Below are 13,714 nucleotides of genomic sequence, written 5' to 3'. Positions count from 1 at the left end.
TAAGTCATCATTGCCTCACTACCCAATGTCAATGAAGGAGGTGAGTGATGATCCATGTTGTGAGTTCCTTAAACAGGACCGAGTACAGCGGCTACCTTCGTCAGCTTTGGCAGCAGCGTTATGATGTCTTTGTAGAGAAGATGGGATGGAGCCTGGATTGCGCACGGGGGATCGAGCGCGACCAGTTTGACCGTCCTGACACTGTTTATCTTCTGTGCATAGATGATGGCGGTAACCTCAAGGGAGCTATGCGTCTGCTGCCAACTGTGCAGCCACATCTGATGAGCGAAACCTTCCCGCAGCTGTGCGCCAGCGGTGTGCCCCGGTCCAAAACCACGTGGGAAGTTTCCCGCTTCTATAGCCTGACCGGACGCCACATGATGCTGGAGCGTGACCGCACGGTCAGCGAACTGGTGTGCGGCCTCTTTGAATATGGCTTGCTGGCAGGGATCGACAGCGTGACCTGCGTTGCCAGCATGGTGCTGTTCCCAACCATTCTGAAAGCCGGCTGGAACGTGACGCCGCTTGGCTTGCCGTCGGTGTCCGACGGTGAAGTTATTCTGGCATTCAAGATTGACCTGTGTGCTGCGGATTATGTGGCCGTTTGTGAAACCCGCAATATCGAAGGCAGCGTGCTGAACACCGCACCCAGCCGCGAACTCGAGCTGGAGATGGCTGTATGACACTGCATGATAGCCCTCAGTTCAGCAACCGTACGTCCCCGCTCGATTCCAGCATAGCCCGACTGATGTTCATGTTCGGGCAGCTGGAAGCCTGGCAGGTTGAAAGCATCATCAGCCGGGTTCACCGGGCCTTGCCGGTTCCGGTAGCCCGCCCCGAGGAAGAGAGCACAGACACAGAGGCGCTGAGCAAAGCCGATGTCGCCCAGCGCGGTGTGGTGCAGCTTCTTTACCTGATCGCGGCTCAGACCTACGCCGACATCCTGTTTGCGCTGACCTATGCGGAGACGCTGGCGATGATGAGCGGCGCAGATTTTGAAACACAGGGGACAGCCCACTAGGCTGTGCCCGGAACCAGATCTCTGGTGACCTCCTCCAGCACTCAGGACCGCTGGTTGGGGCATTCAACCGCCGGGCGTGTGTGGTGACGCGCCCGGCGGTTCTACTTTTAGAGGGGCTGTTTCAGGTCGTCCGGCCCCGGCATCCGCCCATCGCATTTTCATTGCTGCCTGAGGGGTGGTCTTTAGCCTGCTGCCTTGGGGGAGGGCGCACGGCCAGTGCCGTGCGTCCTCTATCGTGTTGTGCAAGACAGAGGAGGGGATCATGCATATGTTAGGAAAATTTGCGGCCGCGGCCACAGCGTCATTGATGATGGCGGCAACGGCCAATGCTGGCGAAAAGGAAGACGCGCTGATCGACAGGGTTGTGGGGGCTTATGGCGGCAAGGCGTTGACCGAAGCCAGCGCCATGAGGATTTCAGACCGGTACAAGATTTTGGCGGTGGGCCAAAGCGTAGACCCAAAGGTCATGGATATCGGCCACAATTATGTTGATCTGATTATCGATTTTGAGAACCAGCGCAAAAGCGTGATGGCCTGGAACAAGAACCGGGCTGGCAATGGCCTGAACCAGACCATTCATGACGGCCAGACCGGCTATAATGTGGATCACCTGAACCAGAACCAGTTTGAAAACGCCAACCTGCAATATGCGGTTTTGGGCGGTGGTATCATGCGCACGACTGATGCCGCGCTGGTGCGACTGCTTGCCGATGGCCGGGAAACGGCAGTTCATGGCGGCGAGGCCCTGTATCAGGGGCAGGCGCACGAGAAACTGACCTTCAAAATGGAAGGCAGCCCTGACCTGACCCTGTTCATCAACAAGGAAACCGGCCTTGTCAGCAAAATGGAGCGCTATAACCCGGTGTTCGGGACACTCAGCTACCTGTTCGATGATCACCGGACAGTGGACGGTGTGACCTACGCCAGCGATATGAATTTCCTGATTGATGGCCAACCCAACATCATTTCGATCAGCCGGTCTGTTGACATGACGCCGGACCTCACGGGCGCTTTTGACGTGCCGACAGACTATGAAGCCCGCGGCCAAACCGTGGATACGTCTGAAATGTCGGTGCTGGACCTCGGTGACGGTGTTTATTTTGCCGGGCAAAACATCGGCTATTCCATCTTTGTGGACGCGGGCGACCATTATATCGCGTCAGGCGGCTATGCGGGCCTGAAGGACCGGCTTGCAGCTGTGCAGGCGCAGGCGGGCAACGAGAAGCCGCTCGGCAAGCTGGTGGTGACGCACCACCATAGTGACCACCTGGGCGGTATGAATGAGGCCGTGGAACTGGGCGCAACCCTGGTAACGGTGGCCGAACATGTCCAGCCCATTCAGGAAAGCCTCAACCAGCCGCTGGCGGATGATAGGTTTGAGCTGGTGGAAGGCCAAACGACGCTGTTGGGCGGCAAGATTGCACTCCATGATATTTCAACCGCGCACGCGGCCAACTATTTGTTGTTCTATATGCCTGCGCGGAAGCTGGTATTCAGCGCCGACCATTTCGGGACACCGCTGGTAAGCGGCCTGCCGGTTGCCAACCTGAATATGGTGACCTTCCGCCAGGCGCTGGAGCGACTTGGCATCGATACCCAGGTCTTCTACAGCGCCCATGGTGGCCGGGCCTTGACGCTTGCGGAACTGCGCGCCGCGACTGACGCCTATGAGGCTAAGGGCTGCCCGGCAGGGTTTGAGATCTGCGCGGACTGAAGCCGCAATATGCATCTGAAATAATGAAGGGCCCCACCGTGGTGGGGCCCTTTTGCCGTGGTTCCTATCGTACGGGAAAGTAGTAGGGAACCGTTCGGAAGGGTCTCTAGATCAGGCCAAAGCCGTTATCGTCCACAAGCAGCGTACCGTCTGCCAGCTGGATTGCGTCGATACCGCCGAAATCGTCCTGGTGATTATCAAGCGTGATGGTCGAACCGTCGGATGACCCGTCATCGATGGTCAGAAGCCAGCCGCCGCTGCCGTCTGCCACCAGCGTGAGGTCGGCTGCTGTAATGCCGTCGCCGAACATCAGCGTGTCGGTGCCGTCGCCTTCCTTGCCCTTGTCGGTGATCAGGTCGTCGCCGTCACCCAGGCGGTAATAGTAGGTATCGCCGCCGTGGCCGCCCATCAGTTCATCCTCGCCGCGACCACCGAACAGGAAGTCAGACCCGTTCGCGCCCTTCAGCACTTCGGTGTAGCTGTCGCGGTTGTTGGTGCCGAACAGAAGGTCACTGCCATTGGTGCCGGTGGTTTGCGTCACCTGCGCGTGGCCGTTCCAGGCGTCGCTGTAGGTCAGGTCCATATAGCTGTAGCCGTCTGCGCCCAGCACGCCAACCGTGGCGTCGGACACCGGCAGGCCGGCATCATCAAGCGATCCCAACAGCTCGATCAGGTTCGCTGTGGCGTCTGTCCCCATGCTGCCGACATTATCGAAGGCGAAGGCCGCCCAGCCGTCAGATGTTTCCACCTGCAACAGGAAGTCGTCGTCGCCATTCTGCAACAGCACGATCTGGTCGATGGACACGCCGCTTGCGTCGAAATAGTCAGCCAGATGGCCGGCATTCTCAAGCGCAACAGCCGTTGCCGCCGCTTCATCCGCTGTGGCCGCGAAGCTGGTGGCTGTGAAGTCCTCAACAGCCTCCGTGCGCACCAGAATGCGGGTGATCACCGGGTCGTGGTCAGACGCTGGCTGGCCGAAGTCTGCGTTCACATGCACATAATCGATCTGTGCGCTGGCCTGCAGGCTGTCCGACAGCATGATATGGTCGATCACATCGCCGTAGCGCGTGGTGGTGTCGTCGCCTGGTGCGGATTCGCCGACAATGTTCCAGACTTCATCGTCCTGCAGCTCCACCATTGGCTCGGTGCGTTTAATGTCGTTGAAATCACCCAGCACAAGGATGTTGGCGTCAGCGTTGGCGTCCAGCAGTTCGTCCAGCAGGGTATTCAGCTGGTCTGCTTGCACCAGCCGGTCTGCTGCGTCGTCATTGGTGTCAGGGTCGGTGCCCTTGCTGCCTGATTTCAGGTGGACATCAATGATGGTGAAGACCTCGCCGTTGAAGGTGAAATCGGCCTTCAGCGGGAAGCGCGGGAAGCTGGAGCCATAATCCACTTCGGTCAGCAGGTCAGCCGAGCCCTCAACATAATCCACCCGGTCGACCCGATAGAGGATGGCGCTCGCGATTGCCGTCACGCCGCCCGACCCAGCCTGGGTCACTTCCTCATAAACATAGCCATATTCTGGGCCGCCGGCTGCGGCGATGGCGTCGACGATGGCGTCAAGCTGCTCCACCGTGTGGGCGTTCGAAACTTCCTGAAGGCCGATGATGTCGGGTGCCAGCATGTTGGTGACAATATGGCCCGCGACTTCAGTGGCATTGTTCGCCAGTTCGCCCGTGCCAAAGTTCGCGACACCCGCGATATTATAGGACGCAGCCGTCAGGTGCTCCGCGTCGCCCGCCAGCAGGGTTACTTCCGGCTCAGGCCCTGGATCACCGCCGCCGCCATTGGTGTTGTCCACGTCAAAGCCGTAGGCAGGCTTGCCGTCTGTCACCACAATGTTGTTGAAGGCGAAGGCTTCGCTGCCGCCGTTGGTGGAGGCGGTGACGGTCAGCACCAGTTCATTCCCGGCGTCCCCAAGGGCCTTGAAGAAGGTCTGGAAGTCGTTCGTCAGCGCCACGCCTGTGCCGTCCACCAGGGCAGGGTCATTCAGCGTGACTATCGCGCCGCCTTCCATGGTGTAGGTCAGGCTGCCGTCTTCGTCGATCGCCAGCTCAAGCACCGTGATCGGATCGCCGCCGTCGATGGAGGCTGTGACGATGAGCGTATCGTCGCTTTCGAAATCACCCATGGCTGCCAGGTCCATTGATACATAGGGCGTGCTGGCGCCGGTAATATCAAACGTCCAGGTGGCGGTCATCGGACCGCTGTTCTGGCTGTTCACCGTATCGGTAATGCCGAAGAAAGGGTTGGTGTCGCCCGCGTCAACAATGCCCAGTGTGTCCGGCTCGTAGGTGCCCGCGCTATCGTCGGCGAGCGAGAAGGGGATGTTTGATGTCACGCCGCGCTGCATTTCGCTGAAGGCGTCACCCAGCGACCAGCCGTCTGTGCTGTCCTGTGTGAAGTCCAGCAGATTCAGGTCACCGTCTGCTGAAAGGGCCGTGGCGATCACATCGGGGGTGAGAACCACATCGCTTTCAAACTTGATGTTATCGACGAAAATATTCTCGGAGCCGGAGTTTGTATCCGCGCTGACCATCAGTTGGATCTGGCTGGCGTCCATGCCGTTGTCAGCAATGATCTGGTCAAGTGCCGTGATAAAGCCGTTCCAGTTGGCGCTGCCGTCATCGGCGGACGGCTGGCCTTCAAGGCCGGGTTCGCCAAGGCTCAGAAGCGATACAGTGGTGGTGCCGTCGGTGATCGCGACGGAGAAATTATCGTTGGATTCATAGCCCGTTGAGGTGATCCAATAGTCCAGCGACAGGGCAACATCGCTATGGCCTGTCAGGTCCACGGGGTCAAAAATCAGCATCAATTGGCCATCGCCGTCGTTGAACTCGAAATTCTTCTCGTCGGCGCCTACCGCGGTGCCGTCTGCACCCACATTCGGCGCGTTGGTCCCCGCGTATGAGTTCACACCGATAAAGTCGCTGCTTTCGTTCGTGACCGGCCCGGTCTCGTTCGACCGCGTGGCGAACCAGCGTGTCTCGAAACCGAGGTCTAATGGGTCGGCCGAGTCGTGGCTGGCACCCGCATTTGTCAGCGCCTCGCCGTCAGCGACACTGTCGGTGGTGTAGGTGCTATTTCCGTCTAAGTCATTGAAATCCTGTGAAGCAATGATGCTCATTGGTAGAGTCCCCTGATCAAATTTCCCCTCAGCGATACAGATTTTCCCCTTCTGTAGCGCCTATTCCTGACCATTTGGTCAGGAACAATCATGCAACTATGACGGCTGTTTGTTAAGCTTTTTTTAACCATGAGAAATGAGGGCGCAAAACGTGCGGGGCACAATAATACTGGGAATCCAACGCTACCGGCGCGGGACCTGTTGAGGATCAGAGATGGAAAAAAGTGAAAGTGGGCCGTTCTGTTGCTAGGTGGCCCAACCCCCACCTGATGGCGTCAACCATCAGGAATTTATAAATGTAGTAGCTATGACTGCTTACGCAGCAACAGCATACTCGACGTTGTTGTCGTTAGCATTTATTTAAGGTGGCCCATCACGGCGGTGCCATCCCGGGCGAAGAGCAACATCTTTCGATACACGTCGATCCTGGTTCGCCCCCATCAGCAACGGTCTGGTGACCGTAGGCCTTGATTATCCAGGTAATCAGGCCGTTCCTGGTGGAGGCGCCGGGTACTGCCCCCGGGTCCGCAATAGCTACTCAATGCACCGTTTATCGCCATAGCTGCCAAAGCAGCACCCCTGATATAAGCAATTCCCGGGGCGATTTAAAGGCCAATAAATTTTTGTCTGACGATTTTAGTACAGATTCGGGATTTTCCCGAAATTGTGGCATAATATCGCCCTTGAGGGTCAACCCAATAGAGGAGAATGATCCATGGCTGACCAACAGCATTGGGAATGGGCGGCTCAGACTGGCCCCCGCGGCAACCTGCGCGAAGCGGTTGCGCTTTTCAGTACAGAAGACGAATTGCAGGCCGCAGTGGATGACCTTGAATGCCATGGGTTCTCCAATGCTGCCGTATCAAGGCCAAAATCGATTCCGGAGATCGAAGCCGCAGTCCAGCATCCAGTCACATCGGTGCAGGACCTGGAAGATGACGCCAGCGTGCCGCGCGAGGCCTATATCGACAAGGACAGCCGTTCAAGCGGCATGATGGTGATGATTGTGGTGCCGGTTTACATTCTGCTGCTGGCTGGTGCTGGCATTGCAGCCGGGCACGGGCTTGAGACATGGGAGGCCGTTGTGCTGACTGTCGGGCTTGGCCTTATCGGCATGCTGGGCGGTGGCTATTATGCCATGCGCTATTCGCGCCGCGCCAGCGAACGGGTGCGCGAAGAGCAGGCGCGCGGCGGGCTGCTTTTGTGGGTACGCACCGGCAGCCGCGAACAGGAAGACCGGGCGCTTGAAATCCTCAGGCGGCATGCGGGCCGGGATGTCCACCTGCACGGCCCGGCCATCCACTAGGCTTCGCAGGCTCGCAAATTGCATGATTGGGCGCTGTTATGGCGCCCATTTTTTACACAATTAATCACCCGTATTAGAGGTCGGCCTATTGCCTCGGGCCACGTCACGCCCTATAGCTTTTTATCAAGTTTAATCGGGTGGTAGGACGTATGCAGCAATATCTAGATCTTCTGGCGCGTATCCGGCGCGAAGGAACCTTTAAGGGTGACCGCACGGGTACGGGAACCTACAGCGTGTTCGGGCACCAGATGCGTTTCAACCTGGCGGATGGCTTCCCGATGGTGACCACCAAGAAACTGCACCTCAGGTCCATCATCCATGAACTTCTGTGGTTTATCGCCGGTGACACCAACATCAAATACCTGAAAGATAATGGCGTTTCCATTTGGGATGAGTGGGCGGACGAGCATGGCGACCTGGGGCCGGTTTATGGCCACCAGTGGCGCAGCTGGCCCGCGCCGGACGGCACCACCATTGACCAGATCACGAACCTCATAGACCAGATCAAGACCAACCCGAACAGCCGCCGACTGATCGTGTCGGCCTGGAATGTTGCAGACGTGGACAGTATGGCATTGCCGCCATGCCACTGCCTGTTCCAGTTTTATGTGGCTGACGGAAAACTTTCCTGCCAGCTGTACCAGCGCAGCGCGGACGTGTTCCTGGGGGTGCCGTTCAATATCGCGTCCTACGCGCTTTTGACCCACATGATGGCGCAGGTATGTGACCTGGAAGTCGGGGACTTTGTCCACACATTCGGGGATGCACATCTCTACAGTAATCATATCGAACAGACAGACCTCCAACTGAGCCGTGAGCCTAAACCGCTGCCGAAACTGACACTGAACCCGGATGTGAAAGACCTGTTCGCCTTTACGTTCGATGATATCCAGATCGATGGGTACGAGGCCCATCCTCACATCAAGGCCCCTGTGGCGGTTTAGACCTGAAAGCAGGGGCAAGGAGGGGGTGTGGCTCGCGATAGTGATATAGATTTCAGGCAATGGGTGCTGCTGCTGTTCGTTGTGCTGCTGGGTGGGGGGCTTACCTGGTCGGCAACCAGTGAAAGCGTTCGCTCGGCCCAGGCGGAAGCGCGCGCCAGCTTCAACGCAGCGGCTGATCTGTATGCTGATCGGGTCAAGGGTGCGTTGTCGCATGGCCTGGACGCGGCCAGTGATCTCTACAGCTACTATGAAGCCACGGAAGAGATCGATCACGTTACTTTCCAACGACTGATCTCAAGCTATTCCAGCCTCAATGAGCACCGCAAGATGGTGGGGGTTGCAGTTGCGGCGACGCCAGATACCGTTGGAGCATTGGAAGCCTATGCAAAAGAGCATTACCCAGGTGAATTCTCTTTGCGGGGTGCAGGGGATGTTGTTGGTTCGAGCGAAAGCGGTCGGCCGGGCAGTGGCGCCCAGCGCGCCTTCTATATGCTCTATGTATGGGCCCCGAACGAAGACCGGGCAGAGCGCTGGCGCGGTGTCGATATCGGCGCCTACACACCGCTCAATGCCTTTCTTGAGGAAACCCTTGAAAAGGGTCAGCCTGCGGCCATTCCCATGCCGCCCCTTGAAACAGAAGACCGGTCCTGCGTGCTTCTGGCTACACCATTCGTCAGCCAGGTCGGCGTGGACGGTGTGATCATCCAGATCCTTGATATGCCGAAACTGCTGGACGAGGTTGCCTCAAGTCAACGCTTCTCGCGGTTGAATGCGCGCTTTTCCAGCAGTTGGCGGGGGGGCGCCATGGTGCAGGACATGATGATCATTGACGGTACCTTCAGCCCGGAAACTTTCCCGCCACCAGCGGCAAAGCCTTGGATTGCTTCCCACGAGGTCGCCATCGGTGGCCAGATGTGGCAGGTCCAGCCCTGGGCGCCGTATGAGGCTTACAGGATTGACTATGGTGCTGCGGTGATTACCGCCAGCGTTTGCCTGATCATGACAGGGCTTGTGGTTTTCATCGTCTGGTCCCAGTCGCAGCGGGCCAAGCGGGTGGTTGACATTGTCAACCGGCGCACGCGGGCGCTCAAGGAAGCGCACGACGAACTTGAGGACCATTACCGCATGCTGCAGAACCTCAACAGGGATGTAGAGGAAGCGCGCAAATCGGCTGAGACGGCCAACAGGGCCAAGTCGGAATTCCTGGCAACCATGAGCCATGAGCTTCGGACGCCGCTGAATGCCATTCTTGGGTTTTCGCAGATCCTGCAGGAACAGGCGCTGGGGCCCCTCGGGGACAATCGCTATGCGGAGTACGCCAAGGATATCAACGCCAGCGGCAGCCACCTCCTTGCCATCATCAACGACATTCTTGACCTAGCGAAGCTTGAGGCCGGCAAGATCCAGATCGAGCAGAAGCGCTTATCGTCGCGCCTTCTGGTGGACCGGGTGATCGCGCTTCTGGTGCAGCAGGCCTCCAACAAGGGGATCGAGCTGAAGGCCGAATTCGCCATGAATATGCCAGACCATATTCTGGGCGATGAACTTCGGCTCAGGCAGATTTTGATCAATCTTGGGTCAAACGCCATCAAATTTACCAACCAGGGAACGGTGGTGTTCCGCCTGCATCCGCGGCCGTTCGCGACCGGGCAGGCCGGTTGGATTCTGGAAGTTGAAGACACGGGCATCGGTATTCCGGAAGAAAAGCAGGCAACCCTGTTTGACCGCTTCACGCAGGTGGATGCGGCGCTGTCGCGTCGGCACGGCGGCGTGGGGCTTGGCCTTGCCATCTGCCGGGAGCTGGTTGACCATATGGAAGGCGCTATCAGCGTGCGCAGTATTCCGAACGTGGGCACAACCATCCGGGTTCATCTGCCGCTGATGGAAGCAGACCCGGAAACTGACGACGACGGCATGATCTGATGCGGATGTTAGGAGTTTAGAATGACACTTTCAGTGATAGTCGCCATGGCGGAAGACCGGGCCATCGGGCGGGGCAACGACCTGCCGTGGCATTTGCCGGCGGACCTGAAATATTTCAAAGCCACGACCATGGGCAAACCCATCGTTATGGGGCGCAAGACCTTTGAAAGCATCGGTCGTCCGCTGCCCGGACGCCGCAATATTGTGGTGACGCGCAATGCTGACTGGTCAGCCGACGGGGTCGATGCCGTCCCATCGCTACAGGCCGCAAAGGAAGCCGTCGCCGACGTGGAGGAAGCCATGATCATCGGCGGCGCACAAATTTACGGACAGTGCCTTGATGTGGCTGACAGGCTTTATATCACCGAAGTAAGCATCACTGTGCCGGACGCCGATGCCTGGTTCCCTGACTTCATCCTGGATGATTGGCGGGAAGTCAGCCGGGAAGAACACCCGGCTGAGGACGGCAGGCCAGCCTATGCTTTCGTCGTGTATGAGCGCGCCTAGGCGCTGACACCCAGCTTTTCGGAAACCTGCGCGGCGATGGCCCGGTAGGCCTTGCTGACCGGGCTGTCGGGCTCTGCCGCCACAATCGGGTCACCACTGTCGGCGTGTTCACGTACGCTCATGTGAAGCGGAATGCCGCCCAGGAAATCACAGCCAAGTTCGCCTGCCGTATCGGCAGCACCGCCATGGCCGAAGATGTGCGATTCTTCGCCGCAGTGCGGGCAGTGGAAGGTGCTCATATTCTCAATGATGCCCATGATGGGCACATCGACCTTGCGGAACATGGCCAGGCCCTTGCGCGCATCAATCAGCGCCAGGTCCTGAGGGGTGGAGACAATCACGGCGCCCGTGAGCGGCGCCTGCTGCACCATGGTCAGCTGCACATCGCCTGTGCCGGGCGGCATGTCTACGATCAGCACATCCAAGGGGCCCCAGGCCACGTCCTTCAGAAGCTGCTGGGTTGCGCCCATCACGCGCGGGCCGCGCCATACCACGGGCTGGTCCACATCGATCAGGAAGCCGATTGACATCACCTTCAGGCCGTGCGCCACAATGGGCTGGATAATCTTGTTCTTGATTTCGGGCTTGTCATCGACGCCCAGCAGCATCGGCAGGCTGGGGCCAAAGATGTCTGCGTCCAGAACGCCAACCTTGAGGCCCTGATCCCGAAGCGCAATCGCCAGATTGATGGAGGTGGTGGATTTGCCCACGCCGCCCTTGCCGCTGGCGACAGCCACAATATGCTTTACACCGGGAATTTCAGTTGGTGTTGGGGGTGCCTTGCCGCCAACCGGTTGGCCCTTGGGCGCTGCCTGGGCCTGCCGGGCGGCGGTCATGATCACATTGGCTTCTTCAACACCTTCAACCGCGCGGGCCGCGGATTCGATGGCGGTCCGGAGGGCCTCTGCGCCGGCCTGGTCACGGCCTGAAAGCTCCAGAATGATGCCTACCTTGCCGCTATCCACCACAATTGCGCTAACGAGTCCCGCCTCCATGACAGACTGATCGGCTCCGGGAACCTTGATTTCATTTAGCGCCGCTTCAACGGACTTTTTCAGCGTATCAGACATAAAAAACCTGCGTTTCGGGTAAAAAGCTTGCGAATTTGGCCGAGTATCATTGCAGCCGCTTGGCACGTACCATATATAGGCAGACAAGACACGGTCTTTCTATAGGTGAAAGTGCCGCAGTTTCGATTGGTGCATTCGCACCGAAGGGGAGAAAAATATGCCTTGGCAAAATAACGGTGATGGTGACCGCCCAAACCCTTGGGGTAACGGCCCGCGCCGCGGCGGCGGTGGTGGCGAGCCACCAAATTTCGATGAGTATATCCGTAAGGGACAGGACCAGTTGAGGAAAGCGCTGCCTGGCGGCAAGGGTGGGCCGATGCTTATCCTGCTGATTGTGGTTCTGGGGTGGTTGGCCAGCGGCCTCTACCGCGTTGAGCCGAACGAACAGGCCGTCGTGCTGCGCTTTGGCGAGTGGACCGAGTCCGCAACGCCAGGCCTGCATTGGCACCTGCCTTACCCGATTGAAACGGTGGAAGTGCGCGGTGTTACCGATGAGAATCAAGTCTCCATCGGCAGCCGGGTTACGGAAAGCCGCCGGTCGGGCCGCCAGAGTTTTGCCCGTCCTGACGAAAGCCTGATGCTGACACAGGATGAGAATATCGTGGATGTCCGTTTCAACGTGGTGTGGCGCATCAAGGACCTGGGGAACTATCTGTTCCGCCTTCAGGACCCGGACGGCACGATCAAGTCTGTTGCGGAAAGCGCCATGCGCGAAATGATCGGCCAGAACAAGATCACGCCAATCATCACCACCGCACGGGGGCAGATTGAGCAAAGCACCAAGGAACTGATCCAGCTTACGCTCGACCAGTATCAAGCGGGCGTTGACATCTTGCGGGTTCAGATCATCGAATCTGAAGCACCGGCAGAGGTCAAGGACGCCTTCCTTGATGTGCAGCGTGCTGAAGCCGATCAGCAGCGTTTCCAGAACGAAGCGACCAAATATCGGAATGAAGTGATCCCGAAAGCGGAAGGTGAGGCGGAACAAATGGTTCAGCAGGCCGAAGCTTATCGGGCACAGGTAGTCGCCCGTGCACAGGGTGAGGCCGCGCGTTTCAGCTCTGTCTACAATGAATATGTCCTGGCCAAAGATGTGACCCGCAAGCGGATCTATCTGGAAACCATGGAGCAGATTCTGGCTGGCATGGACAAGATTGTCATCGACGGCAAAGCCGGCAACGGCGTGGTGCCATACCTGCCGCTGAATGAGCTGAAGAAAAGCGAAGGAGAAAAGCCATGAATGCTAAGACAATTGCAGGCCTGGTCGTTCTGGGCGCTCTTCTTCTTGTTGGTCTCAGTGGCTTTTACGTCATTGACGAACGCCAGCAGGCCATTGTTGTTAAATTCGGTAACCCGCAGCGGACAGTGACCGCCCCGGGGCTGCACTTCAAGCTGCCGTTCCTGGAGCAGGTCATCTTCCTTGAGAAGCGTATCCTGAGCCTGGACGTGCCGCCACAGGAAGTGCTGGCATCCGATCAGCGCCGTATTCTGGTGGACAGCTTCGCCCGTTACCGCATCGCCGACCCGCTGAAGCGGTACCAGGCCGCGCGGACAGAAGTGGGCGCAGCCCGTCTTCTTGAAGATGCGATGGAATCGACAGTGCGTCAGGTGCTGGCAAAAGAGCCGATGAATGAGATCGTTTCCGGCCAGCGCGCTGAATTGATGAAAAAGATCAGCGATCTGACCAACCAGCGTGCCCTGACATTCGGCCTAGAGGTGGTGGATGTGCGCCTGAAGCGTGTTGACCTGCCACAGGAAAACAGCAAGGCCATCTTCATGCGTATGGAAACCGAGCGCCAGCGCGAAGCCGCTGAGAAACGCGCGTCGGGCCGACGTGACGCTGTGAAGATCAGGGCTGCGGCGGACCGCCAGGTGGCGGAAATCATCGCCCAGGCTGAGCGTAAATCGCAGACCATTCGCGGTGAAGCAGATGGTGAAGCCGTGAAGATTTTCGCTGATGCATACGGCAAAGACGAAGATTTCTTCGAATTCTACCGGACCATGCAGGCTTACAGGAAATCCTTGGGCAAGGACGATACACGCCTTGTCCTGTCCCCGGACAGCGAGTTCTTCAAGCTGTTCATGGATAGAAAATAGTCCAG

At 58.2% G+C, this 13,714-nt stretch carries 11 protein-coding genes and 1 other RNA gene; 9 read left to right on the top strand and 3 right to left on the bottom strand.

Annotated elements, in window-relative coordinates; translation table 11 throughout:
• Window positions 1–47: 47 nt before the first annotated feature.
• The 3 genes from B3Z17_RS19400 to B3Z17_RS19390 all read left to right on the top strand — a co-directional run bounded on the left by B3Z17_RS19400 (window position 48) and on the right by B3Z17_RS19390 (window position 2,735).
• Window positions 48–683: an acyl-homoserine-lactone synthase gene (locus B3Z17_RS19400; protein ID WP_068307212.1), complete on the top strand. Its 636-nt coding sequence runs from the start codon at window positions 48–50 to the stop codon at window positions 681–683.
• Complete coding sequence (locus B3Z17_RS19395) at window positions 680–1,021, top strand: hypothetical protein (protein WP_286831644.1); 342 nt, start codon at window positions 680–682, stop codon at window positions 1,019–1,021. Before B3Z17_RS19400 ends, B3Z17_RS19395 begins: the two co-directional genes overlap by 4 nt.
• 262 nt (window positions 1,022–1,283) lie before the next feature.
• Entirely contained in the window at window positions 1,284–2,735 is a 1,452-nt protein-coding gene (locus B3Z17_RS19390; RefSeq protein WP_286831642.1) for an MBL fold metallo-hydrolase, read from the top strand.
• 106 nt (window positions 2,736–2,841) lie between these two features.
• Here B3Z17_RS19390 and B3Z17_RS19385 read toward each other — a convergent pair whose 3' ends face one another.
• Complete coding sequence (locus B3Z17_RS19385) at window positions 2,842–5,862, bottom strand: endonuclease/exonuclease/phosphatase family protein (RefSeq protein WP_286831640.1); 3,021 nt, start codon at window positions 5,860–5,862, stop codon at window positions 2,842–2,844.
• Window positions 5,863–6,091: 229 nt separating this feature from the next.
• Window positions 6,092–6,476, bottom strand: a transfer-messenger RNA (tmRNA) gene (gene ssrA / locus B3Z17_RS19380).
• A gap of 101 nt (window positions 6,477–6,577) precedes the next feature.
• On the opposite strand from ssrA, the gene B3Z17_RS19375 reads away from it, so the two are divergent.
• The 4 genes from B3Z17_RS19375 to B3Z17_RS19360 all read left to right on the top strand — a co-directional run bounded on the left by B3Z17_RS19375 (window position 6,578) and on the right by B3Z17_RS19360 (window position 10,542).
• Complete coding sequence (locus B3Z17_RS19375) at window positions 6,578–7,168, top strand: hypothetical protein (RefSeq protein ID WP_068307205.1); 591 nt, start codon at window positions 6,578–6,580, stop codon at window positions 7,166–7,168.
• 149 nt (window positions 7,169–7,317) lie between these two features.
• Window positions 7,318–8,112, top strand: coding sequence for a thymidylate synthase (locus tag B3Z17_RS19370; protein WP_068307203.1), 795 nt, complete (start codon window positions 7,318–7,320; stop codon window positions 8,110–8,112).
• A gap of 27 nt (window positions 8,113–8,139) precedes the next feature.
• On the top strand, window positions 8,140–10,035 hold the full coding sequence (locus B3Z17_RS19365) for an ATP-binding protein (protein ID WP_286831636.1): 1,896 nt from the start codon (window positions 8,140–8,142) through the stop codon (window positions 10,033–10,035).
• 21 nt (window positions 10,036–10,056) lie between these two features.
• Window positions 10,057–10,542 (top strand): dihydrofolate reductase, encoded by a 486-nt coding sequence (locus tag B3Z17_RS19360; RefSeq protein WP_286831634.1) that lies wholly within the window; start codon window positions 10,057–10,059, stop codon window positions 10,540–10,542.
• Here the strand turns inward: B3Z17_RS19360 and B3Z17_RS19355 are convergent.
• On the bottom strand, window positions 10,539–11,612 hold the full coding sequence (locus B3Z17_RS19355) for an Mrp/NBP35 family ATP-binding protein (RefSeq protein WP_286831632.1): 1,074 nt from the start codon (window positions 11,610–11,612) through the stop codon (window positions 10,539–10,541). The two genes, B3Z17_RS19360 and B3Z17_RS19355, sit on opposite strands and share 4 nt — an antisense overlap.
• Window positions 11,613–11,769: 157 nt before the next feature.
• On the opposite strand from B3Z17_RS19355, the gene hflK reads away from it, so the two are divergent.
• Both hflK and hflC read left to right on the top strand, forming a co-directional pair.
• Complete coding sequence (gene hflK, locus B3Z17_RS19350; RefSeq protein ID WP_286831630.1) at window positions 11,770–12,852, top strand: FtsH protease activity modulator HflK; 1,083 nt, start codon at window positions 11,770–11,772, stop codon at window positions 12,850–12,852.
• Window positions 12,849–13,709, top strand: coding sequence for a protease modulator HflC (hflC, locus tag B3Z17_RS19345; RefSeq protein WP_068307192.1), 861 nt, complete (start codon window positions 12,849–12,851; stop codon window positions 13,707–13,709). Before hflK ends, hflC begins: the two co-directional genes overlap by 4 nt.
• Window positions 13,710–13,714: the final 5 nt, after the last annotated feature.

Origin of the sequence: Kordiimonas sp. UBA4487, assembly GCF_002389025.1 — a bacterium.
Lineage (GTDB): Bacteria > Pseudomonadota > Alphaproteobacteria > Sphingomonadales > Kordiimonadaceae > Kordiimonas > Kordiimonas lacus.
Note: the sequence above shows the minus strand (reverse complement) of the source record. Positions and strands in the feature narration are given on the sequence as shown.